At 69.4% G+C, this 21,190-nt stretch carries 16 protein-coding genes and 2 pseudogenes; 2 read left to right on the top strand and 16 right to left on the bottom strand.

The window, feature by feature from the left end; all coding sequences use genetic code 11:
* Positions 1-67: 67 nt before the first annotated feature.
* Genes ASC66_RS16580 through ASC66_RS16555 form a run of 6 tightly spaced genes read right to left on the bottom strand, consistent with a single transcriptional unit; the run spans position 68 to position 5,093 of the window.
* On the bottom strand, positions 68-928 hold the full coding sequence (locus ASC66_RS16580) for a MurR/RpiR family transcriptional regulator (RefSeq protein WP_055842212.1): 861 nt from the start codon (positions 926-928) through the stop codon (positions 68-70).
* Positions 909-1,721, bottom strand: a complete 813-nt coding sequence (gene phnE / locus ASC66_RS16575; RefSeq protein ID WP_055842210.1) for a phosphonate ABC transporter, permease protein PhnE — start codon at positions 1,719-1,721, stop codon at positions 909-911. The genes ASC66_RS16580 and phnE (ASC66_RS16575) overlap by 20 nt, the downstream gene beginning before the upstream one ends.
* Positions 1,718-2,542 carry a phosphonate ABC transporter, permease protein PhnE gene (phnE, locus tag ASC66_RS16570; protein ID WP_055842206.1) on the bottom strand — a complete coding sequence of 275 codons (825 nt, stop codon included), beginning with the start codon at positions 2,540-2,542 and terminating at the stop codon, positions 1,718-1,720. The genes phnE (ASC66_RS16575) and phnE (ASC66_RS16570) overlap by 4 nt, the downstream gene beginning before the upstream one ends.
* Positions 2,539-3,363 carry a phosphonate ABC transporter ATP-binding protein gene (gene phnC / locus ASC66_RS16565; RefSeq protein ID WP_055842203.1) on the bottom strand — a complete coding sequence of 275 codons (825 nt, stop codon included), beginning with the start codon at positions 3,361-3,363 and terminating at the stop codon, positions 2,539-2,541. The genes phnE (ASC66_RS16570) and phnC overlap by 4 nt, the downstream gene beginning before the upstream one ends.
* 2 nt (positions 3,364-3,365) lie before the next feature.
* Positions 3,366-4,340 carry a phosphate/phosphite/phosphonate ABC transporter substrate-binding protein gene (gene phnD / locus ASC66_RS16560; protein ID WP_055842200.1) on the bottom strand — a complete coding sequence of 325 codons (975 nt, stop codon included), beginning with the start codon at positions 4,338-4,340 and terminating at the stop codon, positions 3,366-3,368.
* 3 nt (positions 4,341-4,343) lie between these two features.
* On the bottom strand, positions 4,344-5,093 hold the full coding sequence (locus tag ASC66_RS16555; protein WP_200944846.1) for an HAD family hydrolase: 750 nt from the start codon (positions 5,091-5,093) through the stop codon (positions 4,344-4,346).
* Between the two features lie 172 nt (positions 5,094-5,265).
* Here ASC66_RS16555 and ASC66_RS16550 point away from each other — a divergent pair, with 172 nt between their 5' ends.
* Positions 5,266-6,207, top strand: coding sequence for a hypothetical protein (locus ASC66_RS16550; RefSeq protein WP_200944845.1), 942 nt, complete (start codon positions 5,266-5,268; stop codon positions 6,205-6,207).
* Here ASC66_RS16550 and ASC66_RS16545 read toward each other — a convergent pair.
* The 7 genes and pseudogenes from ASC66_RS16545 to pdhA all read right to left on the bottom strand — a co-directional run bounded on the left by ASC66_RS16545 (position 6,103) and on the right by pdhA (position 15,384).
* Positions 6,103-6,966 carry an HpcH/HpaI aldolase/citrate lyase family protein gene (locus ASC66_RS16545; protein WP_055842190.1) on the bottom strand — a complete coding sequence of 288 codons (864 nt, stop codon included), beginning with the start codon at positions 6,964-6,966 and terminating at the stop codon, positions 6,103-6,105. The genes ASC66_RS16550 and ASC66_RS16545 overlap by 105 nt on opposite strands.
* The gene (locus ASC66_RS16540; protein WP_082492445.1) at positions 6,963-7,529 is read right to left on the bottom strand and encodes a MaoC family dehydratase; all 567 of its coding nucleotides are present in this window, start codon (positions 7,527-7,529) and stop codon (positions 6,963-6,965) included. Before ASC66_RS16540 ends, ASC66_RS16545 begins: the two co-directional genes overlap by 4 nt.
* Positions 7,526-9,778: an acetyl/propionyl/methylcrotonyl-CoA carboxylase subunit alpha gene (locus ASC66_RS16535; protein ID WP_082492444.1), complete on the bottom strand. Its 2,253-nt coding sequence runs from the start codon at positions 9,776-9,778 to the stop codon at positions 7,526-7,528. The genes ASC66_RS16540 and ASC66_RS16535 overlap by 4 nt, the downstream gene beginning before the upstream one ends.
* Before the next feature lie 23 nt (positions 9,779-9,801).
* Complete coding sequence (locus ASC66_RS16530) at positions 9,802-11,484, bottom strand: carboxyl transferase domain-containing protein (RefSeq protein WP_082492443.1); 1,683 nt, start codon at positions 11,482-11,484, stop codon at positions 9,802-9,804.
* Positions 11,485-11,557: 73 nt separating this feature from the next.
* Positions 11,558-12,991, bottom strand: a pseudogene (locus tag ASC66_RS16525) (dihydrolipoamide acetyltransferase family protein); the annotation flags it as partial.
* 26 nt (positions 12,992-13,017) lie between these two features.
* Positions 13,018-14,044 (bottom strand): annotated as a pseudogene (locus ASC66_RS16520) (alpha-ketoacid dehydrogenase subunit beta).
* Entirely contained in the window at positions 14,041-15,384 is a 1,344-nt protein-coding gene (gene pdhA, locus ASC66_RS16515) for a pyruvate dehydrogenase (acetyl-transferring) E1 component subunit alpha (protein ID WP_235496981.1), read from the bottom strand. Before pdhA ends, ASC66_RS16520 begins: the two are co-directional and overlap by 4 nt.
* Before the next feature lie 185 nt (positions 15,385-15,569).
* Between pdhA and ASC66_RS16510 the strand changes: the two genes are divergently transcribed.
* Positions 15,570-16,049, top strand: a complete 480-nt coding sequence (locus ASC66_RS16510) for an Lrp/AsnC family transcriptional regulator (protein ID WP_055842186.1) — start codon at positions 15,570-15,572, stop codon at positions 16,047-16,049.
* Between the two features lie 34 nt (positions 16,050-16,083).
* Here ASC66_RS16510 and ASC66_RS16505 read toward each other — a convergent pair whose 3' ends face one another.
* From ASC66_RS16505 to ASC66_RS16495, 3 genes are all read right to left on the bottom strand, one after another.
* Positions 16,084-16,995, bottom strand: coding sequence for an SGNH/GDSL hydrolase family protein (locus ASC66_RS16505; protein WP_055842183.1), 912 nt, complete (start codon positions 16,993-16,995; stop codon positions 16,084-16,086).
* Between the two features lie 150 nt (positions 16,996-17,145).
* Positions 17,146-19,446: a polyribonucleotide nucleotidyltransferase gene (locus tag ASC66_RS16500; RefSeq protein ID WP_055842180.1), complete on the bottom strand. Its 2,301-nt coding sequence runs from the start codon at positions 19,444-19,446 to the stop codon at positions 17,146-17,148.
* Between the two features lie 315 nt (positions 19,447-19,761).
* Positions 19,762-21,093: an FAD-binding oxidoreductase gene (locus ASC66_RS16495; RefSeq protein WP_055842177.1), complete on the bottom strand. Its 1,332-nt coding sequence runs from the start codon at positions 21,091-21,093 to the stop codon at positions 19,762-19,764.
* Positions 21,094-21,190 lie beyond the last annotated feature (97 nt).

The following is a 21,190-nucleotide window of genomic DNA, read 5'->3' as shown; positions in this document are numbered from 1 at the left end:
GAGCCCGACACTCGTGCGGGGCGCGGTACCCGGTCCGCGCTCAGTCGGCGCGGTACCCGGTCCGCGCTCAGTCGCTGAGGTTGTCGCTGAGGATGTCGAGCACCCTGGCCCGCGTCGCCACCACCGCGTCACCGAGCCGGCTCGCTGCCACCTCGACGAGCGACTCGAGTAGCACGACGTGCGGGATGCGGGAGGTGTGCTCGAGTTCGCCACGGAACGTCGCGCGTGCCGGCGCGATCACCAAGGACACGTCGGCGAGCGAGACGAGCGGCGAGGAGGCGAAAGAGGTGACAACGACGAGGGTGGCCCCAGAGGCTCGCACGGCACGCGCGGCCTTGAGGCTCGACTCGTTGGCCCCGCTGCCACTGATAATGATGCAGGCATCCCGCTCCCCCAGCTGCCGCGCCGCGATCTGTTGGCCGATGGCGTCGCCGACATACTCGGTCGGTCGGCCGATGGCCGTCAACCGCAGCGAGAGGTCGGTCGCCAGCGGCGCGGAAAGGCCGTTGGCGACCGCGAGGAGCCGAGCGGAGTCGACGATCAGCGTGACCGCGCGATCGACGGCGTCCGCGCTCAGCATCGCCGAGATCTGGGGCAGTGAGTCGGCCAGCGCGTCAATGTCGGCACGGATCCGACCCAGCGCGCTGCTGCCGTAGTCGTGATCGCGGCCGGCCGCTTGGGCGAGCTCACGGGTGAGCGCCACCCGCAGCTGCGGGTAGCCGCGGTAACCGAGGCTCTGCCCGGTGCGCACAACGGTGGAGCGTGCGACCCCCGCCCGATCGGCTAGCTCCTGCGCGGTGAGCTCGACGACGCTTTCCGCCTCGGCGAGGATCAGCTCGGCGACGCGGCGCTCACTGGGTTGCAGCGACGGGATGACGGTCGCGATGCGGGTCGTCGGATGGGCGAGCTCACTGCCGGTCCAAGTCACGAACGGGGGCCCCTTCTGTGATGCGGCGCCGGATGGCCGCCGATGCGGCGTCGATGCTCATGGTCACGACCACGACGACGATCAGAAGCATGCCGACGGTGGACCACTCGCGATACTGGGTGTACGAGGTGAGCATATCCCCGATGCCCCCGACGCCGATGAGGCCGAGCACGGCGCTGGAGCGCACGTTGATCTCGAAGCGGTACAGCCAGAACGAGAAGAACGCGGGGGCCGACTGGGGCCACACACCCCAGCGCAATGCGTGCATGGTTCCACCGCCGGCGGCACGAACGGCCTCGATGGGGCCCTGGTCGATCCCCTCCACGGATTCGTAGCCCCACTTTCCGAGGGTTCCCACGCCGTTCACGGCCAGAGCAAGCGCCCCGGTCAGTGGCGTGAGACCTGTGACGGAGAGGATGACGATGGCGATGATGATCTCCGGCACCGCCCGAATCAGCGCGAAGCCGATGCGCAGTACTCCGCGCACCGGTGGTGCGCCGTAGCCGCGTGCAGCGAGGAAACTGAGCGGGGTCGCGATGAGGATGCCGAGCACGGTGCCGAGCCAGGCCATCTGAACGGACCGCCAGGTCTGCCAGAGTGCCTCAGGCAGCTTCTCCCAGTTGGGGTCAGAGAACATCAGCCAGAGGTAACGGATGATCTCTGCAGGCACGTCGACGAGACGCGACCAGTTGATGTCGATCGACCAGAATGCGAGCACGACGATGGCGGTGACGGAGACCCACATGACGTGCAGCCAGGGCTGCCGCGGTTTCAGCGGGATGGTGAGGCTCATACCAGCCTCTTCCGCACGGCGGAGCTGACGGTGTCAATGACGACGACGACGATGAGAATCTCCAGAATGATCAACGACAGTTGGTCGTATCGGTAGAAGGTGCGCACGGCGTCGATGAGCAGGCCGAGGCCGCCGGCCCCGACGAGGCCGAGCACTGTCGATGCCCGCACGTTGAGCTCGAGCACGTAGAGGGTCTGGTTCACGAAGGCCGGCCAGGTGTCCGGCAGTGCGATGGCCCTGTTGATCTGGAACTGACTCGCACCCGCCGCGCGTCCGGCCTCGAGCGCACCCGGGTCATTGGACTCGATCGACTCCGACACCATCTTCACGACGATGCCGACGTTGAACAGCACGAGGGCGAGGATGCCGGGGAGTGCCCCGACCCCGACCATGGCCACGAGGATGGCGGCGTAGAGCAGCTCGGGAACAGCGCGAACCACGTTGAGCATGAAGCGCACGGCCGTGCGGCCGGCCATGTTCGGGTTCGTCAGCCTCGCCGCCAGGAAGCTCAGCGGAAGCGAGATCGCCGCGCCGATGGCCGTGGCAATCACCGCCATCTGCAGCGTCTCCACGAGTGGCGCGATGGTGCGCGGGAAGAATGCCCAGTCCGGCTGCAGGAGCTGGAGGATCTTCTCCGCTCCATTCTGCCAGTTGCGGAGGATCGCATCGAGGCTGAAACCGACCCCGATGCCCGGCAACATGGTGATGATGGTGATCAGCAGCACGATGGCCGCCGCGAGCCACGGCTTCCAGCGGCCGGCCGGGCGCGGCGGCGGCGCGATGCTGCGCACGGCGGGCGGTGCCGCGAGGAGTTGCGTCACGAGCCGAGCCGGTCTTCCGCCTCGATTGAGCGGCCGTAGATGGCTTCGAAGTCGGCATCCGTCGCCGTGGCGGCCGGGCCGTCGTAGACGATGCGCCCGGCCCGCAGACCGATCATCCGTGTGCCGTACTGCCTGGCCAGATCCATCAGGTGCAGATTCGTGAGCACCGTGATTCCGAGCTCCTGGTTGATCCGGCGGAGATCCCGCATGACCCCGTGTGCGGTGGGTGGGTCGAGGCTCGCGACGGGCTCATCGGCCAAGACGAGTTTGGGTTCCTGGGCGAGGGCCCTGGCGATGGCGACCCGCTGCTGCTGGCCGCCGGAGAGCGACGAGGCCCGATCCCAGGCCTTGGCGAGGATGTCGACTCGGTCGAGCGCCTCGAATGCGATCTGCTTGTCAGCGGATGTCGGCACGCCGAGCAGGGTGCGCCAGGTGCTCGTGTGCGCGAGACGGCCGACGAGCACGTTGTTCAGCACACTCGTGCGGCCGGCCAGGTTGAATCCCTGGAAGATCATGCCGATCTGCCCGCGCAGCTGGCGCAGCTCCCCGGCTCCGGCGGTGTCGAGCCGGAATCCACCGACCTCGAGAGTGCCGCTGGTGACGGGGACCAGCCCGTTGATCGTGCGGATCAGGCTGGACTTGCCAGAGCCGGACAGCCCGACGACGGAGACCATCTCGCCGGCCTCGATGCTGAGGCTCACCCCATCGAGGGCGACGACCCCGGTCGGGTAGCGCACGGTGAGCTCGTGCATGCGGATCGACCACGGCGCAGCGGCCGGGGTGGTGACCCCGACCGCTGCGACGGCGTTCTGAGTGCTCATGGTTACTGCAGGCCGAGCTTCGCGGCCGCACGGGCGACCACGTCGAGCGAGGAGCTGTCGGCCGGCGCGAGCTTGGTGATGGAGTAGATGGAGGTCAACGTCTCCGCGCCCTCCGCCGTGTTCGAGTACTCGAGCAGCGCGGTGGAGATCTTCTCCTGGAGTTCCGGGGAGAGATCGTTGGTGACGGCGACGCCGTCGTTCGGGATCTCTTCGCTGAGGGCGAAGACGACGACCTTCTGTCCCACATCCGGAACATCCTTCTTCACGATGTCGCGGGCGTCCCAGAAGCTGAAGCCCACCTCTGCGTCACCGTTGTAGACGGCAAGCACGCTCGCGTCATTGGCTGTCACGGGAAGCTGCTCAATGTCGGCGTCCGTGTCGAGACCGGCCTCCTGCAGCGCCAGCACCGGGTAGATGTAGCCGGCGGGCGAGCCGGGGCCGAGCAGTGCGACCTTGGAACCGGCGACCTTGGCGATTGAATCGAGTCCGGCGGGGCCCTGCAGGGCGTCGGCGCCGTTGCAGAACAGCTTGCCGTCGCGTTCGACCGGGGTGTCCTCGCAGTATTTGTCTGGATTGTTCGTCATGAACTGGGCCGGGTAAGTGATGTTGCCGTTGCGCTCGGTCTGGAGCACGACGTTGGCGTCGTACATGTCGCTGGCCTGCCACAGCTGCAGCGACGGCAGGAAGCCGATCTGCGCCTGGCCGGCACCCATTGCCTCGACGGCGGCCTGGTAGTCCTTCGAGACGACGCCGGTGACCGGGATCCCGAGCGCTTCGGTGAGCATCTCGGTGAGCGGTGCAGCGGTGTCGACGAGACCGGACTGATCCTGCGACGGCACGAGTGCGAGGGTGAGCGACGTCGGGTCGGCCGCGGGTGCCGTCTCGGCACCGACGGTTGCACTGGGCGCGCAGCCGGCGAGTGCAATGGCGGCGAGGGCAGCGACGCCGATGAGCGGGAGGTGCTTGCGAGTGTTCACGATCTACCTTTTCTGGGGTTCTGTTGTACGGACTTCGATGGGGTGGGCGGGAATCGGAGGGGAATGAGGGAGGGAGAGCCAGTCGCTGAAGGCTGGAAACAGCTCGTCGAGCGTCTCCGCCCGCATGCTTGGCGTGGCGAGCGGGTCTACAGGGCCGACGAGGGCCGTCATGCCGCCGCGGGCGTGCACCGGCTGCAGGTCGTTCGCCCAGACGTCGCCGATGCTCAGCACGGTGCCGGCCGCGAGGCCGGGCCCGGCGAGCTCGTCGAGCAGTGGCGACATGCCGCGCGGCTTACCGACAGAGTGGCGCACGATGTCGAACGCGGCGTCGAGGCCGAGCTGCTGCAGCGCCGCCTCGAGCCGGATGTCCGGTGCATTCGTCGCGAGGACGAGCACAGCGCTCTCGCGGGCGGTGGCGAGGAAGTCGGCCAGTCCGGGCACGGGGTGAATCGGGGCGGATGGGGTGGCGAGCAGTTCGCGGCTCTGCCGGTACGCGCGGCCGAGCACTGCGGCATCCGTGCCCCACCGCCCGGCGAGCACCCGCACGAGGTCGTAGCCGTCGATCGCGCCGCTGCCAGGCAGACGCCCGGACGGGTGTTGCTCGAGCGCGGATTCGACGGTGTCACGGAGCTGCCGTGCGGCGGGGGCGGCCAGCTCGGCGGCCACGGCGTTGGCGTAGGCGAGCACCGGCCCGCTGCCGAGGGCGACCGTGCCGTCAAAGTCCCAGACCATGACGCGTTGCTGTTGGGACACTCGACTCCTTGAGAATGTGGCTGTTGTGGCGGTGATCGAGCCGGATGCCCGGGACGATGCGTCCATGGTAGGCAGGCTTTCTCGACGCAATGACCACTGGTGGGTGAACGGCCCGTGAACGGTGCGCAACGACTCGGTCTGCCCGGTGTCCCGGCGGCCTAGCATTGCCCGTGTGCAGCCAACAGAACCGCTCTCCACCCTCGGCTCCGCGGCGGCAGCGGACCGCGAGCCCGCCTCACCCAGGGCGTCGCTTGATGCCGTGCTCCGCGCGTCCGCAGCGATCGCATCCGGTGACGATCCCGCCGCAGTGACGGCGCAGTCCACCCCGTGGCTGGCCGCCCAGGTGGCGGCAGATGCCGCTGCGGGCCGCTTCGCGCTCTGGGCAGAGTCGACCGTGATCGACGAGCACAGTGGCACCGCGGTGGTGGAGCGGGCGCTGTTCGATCTGCTGCACGAGCTGGCCGGCATCCGCGCGGCATGGCCCGTCGGCAATGCCGGCCTGCTGCACGTCTATGGCTACCTGTTCAGCGAGGAGGAGACGCCGTTCGGGTACAAGCGCGAGCGCTGGACGGGCGGCGGTCTGGCTGCCGCCCTCGACCTGCCCCCGAAGCACTTCTCACCATGGACCGTGCCGGTGCACGAAAGCGAGAGCCTGCTGCAGCGGGTGACCGATGCCGCGCTCCCCTGGCTCGGCGAGGTGCCCGGGGCCAGCTGCGCCGAGGCGGCGGCGTGGGTGGACGAGTGGGACGACACGGTGTTCGCACGCACCCGGGTCGTCACGGCGGCAACGGGGGCGGCCGCGCTCGTCTACGGCGTGCGTGACGGGCTCGACACCCGGATCCCGATGCGGCTGGTCACCATCTTTCCCCTTGCGGCCGCATCGGCGGAGTGGCTCAGAAGCCTGAGGTCCGGGCCGCCACGGCTGCGGTACAACCTGGCCGTCGCCGGCCGGGAGCCGGGCGCCGCGCTGCGACACTCCCGCTCCGGCGTGCGCCGAGCCGTCGGCGCGTCAGGCGCGGGCGAGCAGGGCCCGCGCGTGGCGCAGCACGGGCTCGTCGACCATGCGGCCATCGTGGCGGAAGACGCCCGGTTGCCCGGCCGCGGCCGCCAGTAGATCGCGGGCGGCCTGCACTGCGCGCTCGTCCGGGCGGTACGCGGCGCGGATGACGGCGACCTGGCTCGGATGGATGCACGCCGTAGCCGCGAAACCGCACGCGGCGGCATCCCTCGCCTCCGCGGCCAGCCCTGCCTCATCGGCGATGTCCAGGTACACCGTGTCGATGGCGGCGGTGCCGTGCGCCCCGGCGGCCAGGAGCACCGCGGAGCGGGCGTGCAGCGCGACGGCCCGATAGCGGCCGTCGTCGAAGCGACTGGAGCTGCCCCCGAGCGAGGCCACGAGGTCCTCTGCTCCCCACATCAGCGCGACCACGGCGGATTCTGCGGCGATCTGCGGCGCGGCCAGCACTCCGGCCGCCGTCTCGCAGAGTGCGACGATACCCGCGCGGACGCCGGATGCCGCGGCGAGCGCGTTGACGGAGTGCACCGCGGCGACCGACTCGGTCTTGGCAAGCATGAGCGTGCGGTAACCGGCGCTGAATGCGGCCTCGACGTCGGCGACGTGGTCGCTTGAGCCGAACGGGTTCACCCGCACCATGGTGCGGCGTGGATCGAGTCGCTGCGCGAGAAGTGCTTGCCGCGCGGCCGGGCGGGCAGCGGGGTCGACGGCGTCTTCGAGGTCGAGGATGACGGCATCCGCCCGCTCGGCCGCCTTGCCGAAGCGGTCGGGGCGATCGGCCGGGCAGAACAGCAGCGCGGGGCCGGTGGAGCCGACGTCGATGCCGCCGGACCGCACTACGCCGGCTGCCGCGCTCATACGTCTCTCGCGTCGTCTGCGCCGGCGGGTGCGGAGTCGATGCACCACACGAGGGTCGTGCGGCTCGCCGTCGCCACGATGTCACCGTGCTGGTTGCGCCCGGTGTGCTCGAGCGTGACGATCCCCTGACCGGGGCGCGAGGCCGAGAGGCGTTTGGCGCTGACGACGGTCTCCGAGTACAGCGTGTCGCCGTGGAAGAGCGGCAGCGGGAACGCGATCGCGCCGAAGCCGAGGTTGGCGACGAGCGTGCCCTGGGTGAGTTGGGCGACGGAGGCCCCGACGAGTGTCGACAGCGTGAGCATCGAGTTGACCAGGCGCTGGCCGAACGGCTGCCCGGCGGCGAACGCGGCGTCGAGGTGCAGCGACTGTGGGTTCATCGTCATGGTGCTGAACAGCACGTTGTCGGCCTCGGTGATGGTGCGGCCGGGGCGGTGCATGTAGCGAGCGGTGAGATCGAACTCCTCGTAGAAGAGACCGCGCTGCACGATGGACGTGAACGGCGCCTCTGTGGGCGGGGTCTGTGCCTGTGGAGTCTGGGCCGTCTGCCCGATGTCGTCTGTCATGGCCGATTCCCCTCACGCGCTACGTCGCTGCTTCCCGCATCGGGCGCCGCGGCATCCGCATCGATCGATGCGACGAGCTGTTCGCGCCGCAGCGCCTCGCCGAGCCGCACATGCAGCCGCAGGATGCCGGCGACGCTCGCCGTCAGCAGGTGTTCCATCTTCATCGCCTCGACCGTGCCGATCGCATCGCCGATCGCGACCCGGTCGCCGGATGCCGCGTGCAGCGCCACCACGGTTCCCGGCATCGGGGTGCGCAGCTCCGGGCTCGCGGCAACACCACCGGCGAGGAGCGCACGATCGGCGCGGATCCGGGCGAGCCCCTGTTGGAGCGCCTCCTCCCTGCTCTGCACGGTGAATCGGGCGCCCTGCCCTGCGACGCTGAGCCAGAGTTCATCGCCATCGAGGGCCCAACTCCAGCGGCGCTGCACGCCGTCCACGGCGATGCCGACCCGGATTCCACTGGGCTCGAACGGCCCACCCGGCCCATCGCCCGACACGCTCACGCTGTGCTCGGAGCTTTCGTCGGAGCCGTTCGCGCCCGGCGTGGTCTCCGTCACGGTGAACCCGCAGCCGTCTCGGCGCGCACTGAGATCAACCGCCGCACCGGACTGGTCTGAGCCGGACGGTGGCGAGTCGTCGCCACCCGGAAGTACACGGGTGCTGATCGGGCGGGCCGCGGTGGCGCCACCCGAGCGCCATCCGGCGCCGTCGCGCCAGAGCGCGGAGGCCGCGCCGGGAGCAGGGCTGGGCGGGCAGAGCACGACGGCCGCGACGGCGAGCATCTCGGCACGGCTGACCGTGTCCGGGCTGCCAGCGGTCGAGCCGCTTTGCTGCCCGTCGGCACCCTCGGCGGCGAGGTGCCGCTCGATGAGTCCAGTGTCCAGCTGCCCGGCCCGCACCGCGGGATCGCTGAGCAGGCCACGCAGGAAGTCGACGTTGGTGCCGAGCCCGAGGATCACCGTGTCGGCGAGTGCGGCGTCGAGGCGGGCGAGTGCGCTGGCCCGGTCGGGACCCCAGGCGATCACTTTGCCGAGCATCGGGTCGTAGTGGGTGCCGACCTCTCCACCGGCCACCATCGCGCTATCGACACGCAGCCACGGCGCGGACGCTTCGGCGAGCGCCGCGATCCGTCCACTGGTGGGCAGGAAGTCGTGAGCAGGGTCCTCGGCGTAGATCCGGGCCTCGACCGAGTGCCCTGTCAGCGCGATCTCGTCCTGGCGCCACGGCAGCAACTCCCCCGCCGCCGTGCGCAGCTGCCACTCGACGATGTCGATGCCCGTCACCTGCTCCGTCACCGGGTGTTCTACCTGGAGGCGTGTGTTCATCTCCATGAAGAAGAACTCCTCCGGGGCGGCATCCGAGACGAGGAACTCCACGGTTCCCGCCCCCTCGTAGCCGACGCTGCGGGCCACGGCGCACGCCGCCTCGCCGATGCGCGCCCGCGTGCCGGCGTCCAGCAGCGGCGACGGTGCCTCTTCGATCACCTTCTGGTGCCGGCGCTGCAGTGAGCACTCGCGCTCCCCCAGGTGCACGGTGTTGCCTGCGCGGTCGGCCAGCAGCTGCACCTCGATGTGCCGGGGCCGCTCGATCAACTTCTCGAGGAAGAGCGTGTCGTCGCCGAAGGCCGCACGCGCGACGCGCCTGGCCGTGGCGAGCGCCGCCGGTAGCTCCTCTGCGCTCCGCACCACCTGCATGCCCTTGCCCCCGCCGCCCGCGGAGGGTTTGACGAGCACCGGATAGCCGATGGCGGTCGCGGATGCCGTCAACGCGGCGTCGCTGCTGTCCGCGCCGGACTCGTTTCCGCTCGATTCGCTGCCGGGCGTCACCGGTACCCCGTACGCGGCGACGTGGCGCTTCGAGCGGATCTTGTCGCCCATCACGCTCAGTGCATTCTCACTCGGTCCGACGAAGGCGATCCCGGCCTGCTCGCATGCGGCGGCCAGGAGCGGGCTCTCCGAGAGGAAGCCGTAACCGGGGTGGACGGCATCCGCACCGCTTGCGACGGCGGCGGCCATGACCGCGGCGACATCGAGGTAGCTCTCGCTCGCGGCGGCCGGACCGATGCGCATGGCGACGTCGGCGAGGCCGACGTGCTTGGCATCCCGGTCGGCGTCGCTGTACACGGCGATGGAGACGATGCCGAGGCGGCGCAGCGTCCGGATGATGCGGCAGGCGATCTCGCCGCGGTTCGCGACGAGCACCCGGTCGAAGGGCGCCGTCGACGCCGAGGGGCGATGTTGATCAGTCATTTCGGGGGCTGGCATGGCGCGCATCACATCCGGAAGAGGCCGAAGGCCGGCTCGGGCAGCGGGGTCCTGCTGCAGACGTCGAGGGCGAGGCCGAGCACCCTGCGGGTGTCGGCCGGGTCGATCACGCCGTCGTCCCAGAGCCGCGCCGTCGAGTAGTACGGGCTGCCCTGACTCTCGTAGCGGTCCCTGATCGGGGCACGGAACGCCTCCTCGTTCGGCGCCGCCCACTCCTCGCCGCGCGCCTCGTACTGGTCGCGCTTGACGGTGGCGAGAACGGAGGCCGCCTGCTCCCCGCCCATCACCGAGATGCGGGCACCCGGCCACATCCAGAGGAAGCGGGGCGAGTATGCACGACCGCACATCGAATAGTTGCCGGCGCCGAATGACCCGCCGATGACGACGGTGAGCTTCGGCACCCGCGTCGTCGCGACGGCCGTCACCATCTTGGCGCCGTGTTTGGCGATGCCGCCGGCCTCTGCCTCGCGGCCGACCATGAAGCCAGAGATGTTCTGCAGGAACAGCAGCGGGATGCCGCGCTGGTCGCAGAGTTCGATGAAGTGCGCGCCCTTCTCGGCCGACTCGCTGAAGAGCACGCCATTGTTGGCGACGATGCCGACCGGGTGGCCGTGGATGTGCGCGAAGCCGGTCACGAGTGTCGTGCCGTACTCCCGCTTGAACTCGTGCATGGCGCTGTCGTCGACGAGGCGGGCGATCACCTCGCGCACGTCGTAGTCGGCCTGCACGTCCAGCGGCACGATGCCGTAGAGCTCGCCCTGAACCGCGTGCGGCTCGCTGCTCTCCGCGACGGCCCAGGCCGGTGCGGCCGGCGGCGGGAGCGTTGCGACGATGTCCCGCACGATCTCCAGGGCGTGTGCGTCGTTCTCGGCCAGGTGGTCGGTGACACCGGAGACCTGGGAGTGCAGTTCCCCGCCGCCGAGCTCCTCGGCCGTGACGACCTCGCCGATGGCCGCCTTGACCAGCGGTGGTCCGCCGAGGAAGATCGTGCCCTGTCCGCGCACGATTACCGTCTCGTCACTCATCGCGGGCACGTAGGCGCCGCCGGCTGTGCAGGAGCCGAGCACGGCCGCGATCTGTGGGATGCGGGCCGCCGACATCCGCGCCTGGTTGTAGAAGATCCGCCCGAAGTGCTCACGGTCGGGGAACACCTCGTCCTGCATCGGCAGGTAGGCGCCACCGGAATCGACGAGCGCGATGCACGGGATCCGATTCTCCAGGGCGATCTCCTGGGCACGGAGGTGTTTCTTCACCGTCAGCGGGAAGTAGGTGCCGCCCTTCACGGTGGCGTCGTTGCAGATCACCATGACGTGTCGCCCGTGCACCAGCCCGATGCCGGCGATGACCCCGGCGGCCGGCGCCTCCGAATCGTAGAGCCCATGAGCGGCGAGCGGCGCGATCTCGAGGAAGGGACTGCCCGGATCGAGCAGGCGGTCCACGCGATCGCGGGGCAGCAGCTTGCCGCGCCCCGTGTGCCGGAGGCGCGATTGCTCCGGCCCGCCTCTGGCCGCCGTCGCCAACAGCTCGTTGAGCTCGGCCACGAGGCCGCGCTGCGCGGAGTCGTTGGCGAGGAACGGCGCGGAATCCGGATCGATCGCGCTCCGCAGTGTTGTCGTGCCAGTCAGTGTTGTCGTGCCCGATGGGGTCGTCGTGCCCGCTCGGGCCCCGGCGGTGTCGAACAGAGCGCTCATCGAGGCCTCCCCGCTGCTTCGCGGCCGGACGTCACCCCGGCGGAACGTGATCCCACCCTAGTCAGCCGACGGCTCACAGCATGCTCAGAACACGGCCGGGATTGTTCAGGATCATTCCGACATCGCGAAGGAAGTGGGCCCCCTGCTCGCCGTCGACGACCCGGTGGTCGAAGCTGAGGCTGAGCGTGAGCACATCGCGCAGCGCGATCTCGCCCTGCCACTCGCGCGGCTCCCGGCGCAAGGCCCCGATGGCCAGGATGCCGGCCTCCCCCGGGTTCAGGATCGGCGTGCCGGCATCGACACCGAAGACACCGATGTTGCTGATGCTGAAGGTGCCGCCGCGGAGGGCCTGCGGAGTCGTGGTCCCCGCCCTGGCCGCCTCGCTGAGCCCGGCGATGGCGGTGGCGAGCTCGGCGAGTCCCATCGCCTGCGCGTCGGCGATCACCGGAACCATCAGTCCGCGCGGGGTGGCCGCGGCGATGCCGAGGTGCACGGAGCGGTACTGCACGATCTGCTGGGCGGCCTCGTCCCAGTGCGCGTTCAACTCCGGCGTGCGCCGTGCAGCCAGGCACACGGCCTGGGCGACGAGCGCGAGGATACCGATCTTGGGGCCGTCGGCCGTGCGCTCTGCCCGCAGTTCCGCGAGGAGCTCGACGCTCCGCCCGACGTCGACGGTGAGGAAGCAGCTCACGTGCGGCGCGGTGAAGGCGCTCTGCACCATCGCGGCCGCCGTGTGCTTGCGCACACCGTGGATGGGGATGCGGGTCACGCCGTCCTCGTCGGGGGCCGGCACACTCGGGCGCCCCGTCGCCTGCGCCGCGCTGGGTGCCTCGGCGGGAGCTGTGGTCGCTGGGGATGCCTGAGTGGCGGATGTCGCGGTGCCACCGCCGAAGCGCTCGGCGAAGGCGGCCTCCACGTCGTCGCGGGTCACGGCTCCCCCGGTGCCGCTGCCATGCAGCTGTTCGAGATCGATGCCGAGATCGTGTGCGAGCTTGCGCACGGGCGGCGTCGAGCGCGCTCGCGCCGCCATGCCGCCTGTCGTGGTGCCCACCGGCCCCGTTCCCGTGGCGGTGGCAACGGTTCCGGTTCCGCCCGCGACGTCCGCACCGGCGTCCTGGCCGCGCACGATCGGGATCGCCTGCGTCTCCAATCGACGACGGGCCCGGCGCGCGGGGCCGTCACCGGACTCGGGCGGCGCACCGTAGCCGACGAGGTTCGGCGTCACGGCTTCCGCTCCTCCGGCCTGAGCGATCGGTGTCGTCGGCGCATCGCTGCTGCCGTTGCCGCCGGCATCCGGCACCTCGAAGTCGATCAGCGGCTCGCCGACGTTCACGGTGACGCCAGGCTCGGCGTAGATGCGCGTGATCGTGCCCGCGTAGGGAGCCGGAAGCTCGACGATGGCCTTGGCGGTCTCCACCTCGGCGATGATCTGGTTGAGCGTGACCGTGTCACCGACGGCGACGCGCCAGTTGACGACCTCCGACTCGGTCAGACCCTCACCGAGGTCGGGCAAGCGGAACGCACGAATCTCACTCATCGCGTCACCCCCGCGTCGAGCACGGTGTTTGCAGAGCCCGCGCGGCCGAGCGCGCGGTCGACGCCATCGAGGATGCGGTCGAGGTCCGGCAGATAGTGCCGTTCGAGCTTGGCCGGCGGGTACGGAACCCCGAATCCGGTCACCCGCACGGGAGCGTGCTCCAGATACTCGAAGCAGCGCTCCGTGATGCTCGCGGCGACCTCCGCGCCGAGCCCGCCCGCGCCGGACGCCTCGTGGGTGATGACGAGACGGCCCGTCTTCTGCACGGATGCCGCGAGGGTCTCGAGGTCGAGCGGGGCGAGCGAGCGCAGATCGACGACCTCGATCGACACGCCTTCGGCCAGCGCCGCGGTGGCCGCGTCTCTGGCCGTGGCCACGAGCGGCCCGTAGGCGACGAGCGTGACGTCGGTGCCGGGAACGACGACGTGGGCGCCCCCCCATCGGTGCCGCGTCGGCGAGCGGGCGATCGATGTCGACCTCACCCTTCACGTGATAGCGCCGCTTCGGCTCGAAGAACAGCACGGGGTCGGAGCTGGCGATCGCCTGCTGGATCATGGTGAACGCATCCTGGGGCGTCGACGGGCTGATGACCCGCAGACCGGGTGTGTGCGCGAAGTACGCCTCCGGCGACTCGGAGTGGTGCTCGGCGGAGCCGATACCGCCTCCGAAGGGCACCCGGATCGTTATGGGCAGCGTCACGGCGCCCTCCGTGCGTGCGTGCATCCGCGACACCTGGCTCACGATCTGGTCGAACGCCGGGTAGATGAAGCCGTCGAACTGGATCTCGACGACCGGGCGGTAGCCCCGGAACGCGAGGCCGACGGCGGTGCCGAGGATGCCGGCTTCCGCCAGCGGGGTGTCGACGACGCGGCGCGGGCCGAATTCCGCCTGCAGTTTGTCGGTGATCCGGTAGACACCGCCGAGCGCACCGATGTCCTCGCCCATCAGCATGACCTTGTCGTCGCCGGCGAGTGCGGCACGCAGTCCGGCGTTGATCGCGCCACCGAGTGTCATCACGGTCATCGTGCACCTCCATTGTCTGGGCTCGTGGATTCTGCAGGGCCTGAGCTGGCTCCCGGCGTGCTGGCTCCCGGTGTGCTGGCTCCAGCTGTGCTTTCTCCCGCGGCCGGCTCGAACTGCTCCAGGTAGATCCGGTACTGCTCGCGCTCCCGCTCCAGGGCGCTGTGCGGCTCGGCGTAGACGTGGTCGAACACGCTGAGCGGCGCGGGATCCGGCAGCGCGATGGTGACGGCGCGCAGCTCGGCGGCCGCGGTGTCAGCGGCATCCGCGACCTGCTGCTCGAACTCGGGCGTGAACGCTCCCATCTCGCGCAGCAGTGCCTCGACGCGGCGGATCGGGTCGCGGCCGGCCCAGAGCTCCAGCTCGGCCGGGTCGCGGTAGCGGGTGGGGTCGTCGGCGGTCGTGTGCGGGCCCATGCGGTAGGTCACGGCCTCGATGAAGGTCGGGCCGCCTCCGTTCCGTGCGCGGTCGAGTGCGCTCCGCATGGCGGCGAACACCGCGAGCACGTCGTTGCCGTCCACGCGCATGCTCGGGATCCCGAAGCCGGGGGCCCGGTCGGAGATGGCCCGGTGCGCCTGCAGACCGACGGGCTCAGAGATGGCCCAGTGGTTGTTCTGGCAGAAGAAGATCACCGGCGCCTGGAAGCTCGCGGCGAACACCATCGCCTCGTTCACATCGCCCTCGCTCGTCGCGCCGTCGCCGAAGTAGGCGACGGCGACGGCGTCGTCGCCGTCGTTCTGAATGCCGAGCGCGTAGCCCGTCGCGTGCAGCGACTGCGCACCGATGATCACCTGCATCGGGGCCATGTTCACGGTGAACGGGTCCCATCCGGATGCCGAGATGCCCCGCCACGCGCGGGTGAGCCCCTCCGGGCGGGCGCCGCGCACCCAGGCGACGGCCATTTCGCGGTAGCTGGAGAAGACGAAGTCGTCTGCCCGCAGTGCCCTGGCCGAGCCGATCTGGGCGGCCTCCTGGCCGAGCAGCGGCGGCCACAGGCCGAGCTGGCCCTGACGCTGCAGCGCGATGCCCTCCGCGTCGAGTCGGCGCACGACCACCATGTCGCGGTAGAGCCCGCCGATGGCCTCTGCGTCGAGTTCGCTGGCCCACGGCTCAAGCTCGGCATTGGGAACTCGCTCGCCCGCGGCAGTGAGAAGTCGGGCGGCGGTGTCGTCGTCGGCGATCGCCGGCGCCGTATCGGACCGGGTGGCCGCGTCCTGTTCCGGCGAGCTCGATGCCGGGGAGCTCGATGCCGGGGAGCCCGGTTCGGACGAGCCCGCTTCGGATGGGCTTGGGGCTGCCATCGTCTGGCCTGGCATCGGGGTCGGTATCTGCGTCTTGATCATCACGCGAACTCCGTTCGGTCACGGCGACAGTCGATCACGCTTGTGGCGCCCTCGACCCGGCATCCGGCCACGCTGCCGGTGCTACTGCGAGGCTACGCCGCCTGCACATCAAGCACAATCACCGCGGATTCCCTTGAGCATGTTGCCCTGTACAACGCGGCCAGCCGCTGCTATTTTTGCGCATTATGCACACTCTTGACGCGAGCGATGTCGAGCTCCTCCTGGCGCTCTCCGCCGAACCGCGATCCACGACCGTCGCACTGGCCGAACAGCTCGGGCTCAGCCGCAACACCGTGCAAGCCAGAATGGCGAAACTGGAGTCGGCCGGGCTCTTCGATTCCTTCGAGCGCCGGATCAACAGCGCGGCGCTCGGCTACCCGCTGACGGCCTTCATCGAGGTGCACGTGAAGCAGAAACGCGTCTCGTCGATTGTGCGGGAGTTGGCCGCCGTACCGGAGGTCGTGCAGGCCCACGGCCTGAGCGGCCGCAGCGACCTGCTCGTACGCGTCGTCTGCCTCGACGCTGAGGACCTGTTCCGCATCGACGCCCTGATCCTCGCCTGCCGCGGCGTCAAGCGCACCCAGACCTCGCTCTCGATGGGCGAACTGATCCCGTTCCGCTTGGAGCCGTTGCTGCGTCGCCGCTTGGGCACGTCCCGGCGATAGCGCCCCACCCGCTGCGCGCCACATTGTGGGCGCGTCAGCGGCGGAGCACCCCATCGTTGGCGAGTGCCCGGGTGTAGCCGAGCGCGTTGCCCAGTGCATTCGGGTGGAAATTCGCCGGCGCGAGCAGATTGGCCTGATCGAAGCTGATGTACGGCAGCCGGGCGCCGATGCCGTGGCCCGCGAACTCCTGCGTCACATCGACGTGGATGATCCGCGGGTTGGCGGTCGCCGCGACGGCGCCCTGGATGACGGCGTTCAAGGCGTCGGTGGCGGTGTTGACGAGGTCGCCCAACGGCGCGACGCCCGGGTTGAACAGCTTCGGGTAGTTCAGCACGACGACGTGCGCTTCCGGCAGGGTCGCGGCGATCGTGGCGTAGAGCCCGGCGAGCTGGGGGCCGAGCGCCTGCAGCTTCGCGGTGCTGGCGGCGATCGCGGCGGCACAGAGCGGCGACGCCGGGTCGGGAGCGCAGGCGGCGAGCACGTCATTCGAGCCGGCATCGATCGCCCCCACCGTGAGGGTGACAATCTTCGTGGACGCGCTCACGCCGACGAGCTGAGCCCCGACATCGGCGACCGTCGCTCCCGAGCACGCCTTGTTCTCGATCAACCGGAGCCGGCTGAACGCGGCCGCGATGCTCGGATAGCTCGCGTACTTGCTCTGCAGGCATGCTCCGGCCTTGTACGGCGGAGCGCCCTGACCCGCGGTGAACGAGTCGCCGAGTGCAACGTAGCTCGAGGAGGCCGGGGGCGACCATCCCGAACTCGGCACCGCCGTCGCGGCCGTGCCTTGCAGTGTTGTGGCCTGCAGTGTTGTGGCCTGCAGGGTTGCGCCCTGCAGCGCGGTGGCTGGAGCCGCGGCAATGCCCGCGACCAATCCGATGGTGATCAGAGAGAGGGCGCCGAGGCGCGACAGGAACCGCACGCGAAACTGAGGATTTGTCGACATGGGCGCACAGTACTCCGCCCGCCGGAGGCACGGCAAGCGGTTTCGCGCCCCAGGCGGGTGCGGCGGCCGCGCCCGGAAACGACGGATGCCCGCCTCCACGAGGGAGACGGGCATCCGCGTTACCGCGATGGTGCGTGAAGCAGTGCTGAACTACTCGGCAGCGCCTTCGGCCGGAGCCTCGGCGTGCGCGGTCTCGTGGCCACGGCCTTCGCTGTCGGCGGCGTCCTCGACGACAACCGGGGCCAGCGAGAGCTTGCCGCGGTCATCGATCTTGGTGATCTCGACGAGGATCTTCTGGCCGACGCCGAGCACGTCTTCGACGTTCTCGACACGCTTGCCACCGGCGAGCTTGCGCACCTCAGAGATGTGCAGCAGGCCGTCCTTGCCGGGGAGCAGCGAGACGAACGCACCGAAGGTGGCGATCTTCACGACGGTTCCGAGGAACTGCTCGCCAACCTCGGGGTTGGTCGGGTTCGCGATGGCGTTGACCTGCGCGCGCGCAGCCTCTGCCGAGGGGCCGTCGACGGCGCCGATGTACACGGTGCCGTCTTCCTCGATGGAGATGTCGGCGCCGGTCTCGTCCTGGATGGCGTTGATCGTCTTGCCCTTCGGGCCGATCAGCTCGCCGATCTTGTCGACGGGGATCTGGACCGAGATCACGCGAGGCGCGGTCGGTGCCATCTCGTCGGGAACGTCGATGGCCGAGGTCATCACCGAGAGGATCGTGTTGCGGGCATCCTTCGCCTGCGTCAGAGCGGCAGCGAGCACCGAGGCGGGGATGCCGTCGAGCTTGGTGTCGAGCTGGATCGCGGTGACGAACTCGCTGGTTCCGGCAACCTTGAAGTCCATGTCGCCGAGGGCATCTTCGGCACCGAGGATGTCGGTGAGAGCCGCGTAGCGGGTCTGGCCGTCGATGGTGTCGGAGATGAGGCCCATGGCGATACCGGCGACGGGGGCCTTGAGGGGCACACCGGCGTTCAGCAGCGACAGGGTCGAGGCGCAGACGGAGCCCATCGACGTCGAGCCGTTGGAGCTGAGAGCCTCAGACACCTGACGGATCGCGTAGGGGAACTCCTCGCGGGTCGGCAGAACCGGCACGAGGGCGCGCTCGGCGAGTGCGCCGTGCCCGATCTCGCGACGCTTCGGCGTTCCAACACGGCCGGTCTCACCGGTCGAGTAGGGCGGGAAGTTGTAGTTGTGCATGTAGCGCTTCTTGGTGACCGGGCTCAGGGAGTCGATCGACTGCTCGAGCTTCAGCATGTTCAGCGTGGTGACACCCAGGATCTGGGTCTCGCCGCGCTGGAAGATCGCCGAACCGTGCACGCGCGGGATGACAGCAACCTCGGCGTCCAGCGGACGGATGTCTGCCAGGCCACGGCCGTCGATGCGAACACCCTCGTTGAGCACACGGGTGCGCACAACGTTCTTGGTGACCGACTTGTAGGCGGCACCGACCTGGTTCAGGGCGGAAGCGTCGAGCTCTCCGGCCTCAACCTTGGCGGCGATGGCTTCCTTGACGCGGCCCTTGAGCTCGTCATCGGCGTTCTGACGCTCGACCTTGTCGGCGATCAGGTAGATGCCCTTGAGCTCCTCGAGGGCGAGGGCCGAAACGGCCTCGTAGACCACGTCGGAGTAGGGCGGGAACAGCTTGAAGTCGGCGGTCGGCTTGGAGGCACGGGCCGCGACGGAGGCCTGAGCCTCGACGAGCTGCTTGATGAACGGCTTCGATGCCTCGATGCCCTCGGCGATGACCTGCTCGTTCGGCTTGATGGCTCCGCCCTGGATGAGGTCCCAGGCGTTGTCGGTGGCCTCGGCCTCGATCATCATGATCGCGACGTCTTCCTTGCCATCGGCGTCGGTGACGACACGGCCGGCGACGACCATGCTGAACACGGCATCCGTCAGCTGCGAGTGCTTCGGGAAGGCGATCCACTGGCCTGCGCCAGCCTCGGTCGGAACGAGGGCGACGCGAACGCCACCGATCGGGCCGGAGAACGGCAGACCGGCGATCTGGGTCGACATCGAGGCCGCGTTGATCGCGAGCACGTCGTACAGCTCGTCCGGCGCGATGGCCAGAACGGTGACGACAACCTGGATCTCGTTGCGGAGACCGTCGACGAACGACGGACGCAGCGGCCGGTCGATCAGACGGCAGGTGAGGATCGCCTCGGTGGAGGGGCGGCCCTCGCGACGGAAGAAGGAGCCCGGGATGCGGCCCGCGGCGTACATACGCTCTTCGACGTCGATGGTGAGCGGGAAGAAGTCGAAGTTGTCCTTCGGCTGCTTGCTGACAGAGGTCGCCGAGAGAAGCATGGTCTCTTCGTCGATGTATGCGGCTGCAGAACCCTGAGCCTGCTGAGCGAGACGGCCGGTCTCGAAGCGGATGGTGCGCGTTCCGAACTTGCCGTTGTCAATAACGGTTTCGGCGAACGTGATTTCTGGACCTTCCAAGAGGTCTATCTCCTTTGTTTAGCCTCGCTCGCCCGTGTGGCGCGCGAGTAGAACATCGGAGCAGGGGAACAGACAGATTTCAGCGCGTTCGAGTGAATGTGCTTGCACTGGCCACCAGTAGAAATACGCCGTGCACGTACCTGCTGACATGCGCAGTGTTGTGCTCGGAATACCACCACAGGGGACCAGCATCCTGCCAGCCTGCTCCGTTGGTGCTCTATTCAGTTGAGAATGCCCTGCACCCAGAGGCACACGACATCCTCGCTCACTCTAGCAGAGCGGCCTGTGTCGGCCCCGGATGCCGCGGCGCCGGGGTCAGCCCGCCGGGACGATGTTCTGATTGCCCTGAAAGACGTTGCCGGGATCGAACTCCCCCTTGATCCGCGCCAGACGGGCGTAGTTCTCCTCGCCGAACGCTGCGCGGATGCGATCCTGCCCCTCGTTCCCGATGAAGTTCAGGTAGACGCCGCCGTTCGTGTGCGGAGCGATGTTCCGCCGGAATTCACGCGCCCAGGCGATGTTCTCCTCCGTGCCCTCCGGCCCTTCCCACATCGCGAAAGGGTGGGAAACCCAGCGAGCACTACGATTGGCCAACGGTGTCTCGCCGCCCGCGACGCGCGCGATGGCGCCGCCCCATGGAACGAGCAGTTGCTGCGAGCTCTCGGATCGGCGATTGTGCCCGGATTCGAGGAAGGCGTCGATGGCGGCATCCGGGAACGCATCGTGGTAGTCGGCCGTCCAGTAGTTGTACAGGCCAGGCGGGTCATCGACCATGCACTGGAAGTCGGCGTAGCCCATCGCGTCGACGAGGTCGACCACCGGTCGCAGTTCGCGCAGCGGCCGGATCACCTCGATGCCCTCATCGACGGGGCCGGCATAGACGAGCCCGACCGAGACAGCGGGCTTGCCCCGGAGGTGTTCTGGGACGAACTCCTCCGGCGGAGCGGTGAGGCAGATCAGGGCGGACCCCAGCGCGTCAGGGGCGTCGACGGCGAAGTCGCGGTAGGCGCGGGTGACCGCCCGCCCCTCGCTCTCCGGCCACAGCATCAGGCCGGCCAGGACGAGCGGCCCGAGCTCGTGCAGCGCGAAAGTGAGAGAGGTCACGACGCCGAAGTTGCCGCCACCGCCGTGCAGCGCCCAGAACAGATCAGGGTTCTCCTCTGCGCTGGCGTGCACCCGTTCGCCGCCGGCCGTGACGAGGTCAACCGCCAGGAGGCTGTCGCAGGCCAGGCCGTATGAACGTTCGAGCCAGCCGGATCCACCTCCGAGGGTGAGCCCGCTCACGCCCGTTGTCGACACGCGGCCGCCCGTCGTGGCGAGTCCGTGCTGCTGTGTTGCGCGGTCGAACTCACCCCAGGTGAGGCCGGCGCCGACCGTTGCGGTGCGCGCGGCCGGGTCGACCAGGGTGCCCTTCATTGGGCGCACGTCGATGACGAGTCCGTCGTCGATCGTCGACATGCCGGCGACCGAGTGCCCGCCGGACCTGACCGCGACGGGGAGTCCGTGCGCGGAGGCCCACGCGAGCGCCTCGGCGACGTCGGTGGGATCGGAACAGGCGGCGATGACCGCTGGTCGGCTGTCGATCATTGCATTGAACAGGGCGCGCGAGTCGTCATACTCTTCGACGCCCGGAGTGATCCATTTCATGGCTGGCCTCCATGCCTGAGCAGTGCCTCACCGTGCGATGCTACGCCGACATTCCCCGGCACGACATGGCTCAGGGCGCGCTCCCGGAACGCGCACA

The sequence above is a fragment of the Leifsonia sp. Root4 genome (assembly GCF_001425085.1).
Taxonomy (GTDB): Bacteria; Actinomycetota; Actinomycetes; order Actinomycetales; family Microbacteriaceae; genus Microterricola.
Note: the sequence above shows the minus strand (reverse complement) of the source record. Positions and strands in the feature narration are given on the sequence as shown.

Coding starts and splice junctions, on each gene's coding strand:
- phnE (WP_055842210.1), bottom strand. CDS start 1,721: ATGAGCCTCACCATCCCGCTGAAACCGCGGCAGCCCTGGCTGCACGTC.
- phnC (WP_055842203.1), bottom strand. CDS start 3,363: ATGAGCACTCAGAACGCCGTCGCAGCGGTCGGGGTCACCACCCCGGCC.
- ASC66_RS16545 (WP_055842190.1), bottom strand. CDS start 6,966: ATGAGCGCGGCAGCCGGCGTAGTGCGGTCCGGCGGCATCGACGTCGGC.
- ASC66_RS16540 (WP_082492445.1), bottom strand. CDS start 7,529: ATGACAGACGACATCGGGCAGACGGCCCAGACTCCACAGGCACAGACC.
- ASC66_RS16535 (WP_082492444.1), bottom strand. CDS start 9,778: ATGACTGATCAACATCGCCCCTCGGCGTCGACGGCGCCCTTCGACCGG.
- ASC66_RS16530 (WP_082492443.1), bottom strand. CDS start 11,484: ATGAGCGCTCTGTTCGACACCGCCGGGGCCCGAGCGGGCACGACGACC.
- pdhA (WP_235496981.1), bottom strand. CDS start 15,384: ATGATCAAGACGCAGATACCGACCCCGATGCCAGGCCAGACGATGGCA.
- ASC66_RS16510 (WP_055842186.1), top strand. CDS start 15,570: ATGCACACTCTTGACGCGAGCGATGTCGAGCTCCTCCTGGCGCTCTCC.
- ASC66_RS16505 (WP_055842183.1), bottom strand. CDS start 16,995: ATGTCGACAAATCCTCAGTTTCGCGTGCGGTTCCTGTCGCGCCTCGGC.
- ASC66_RS16495 (WP_055842177.1), bottom strand. CDS start 21,093: ATGAAATGGATCACTCCGGGCGTCGAAGAGTATGACGACTCGCGCGCC.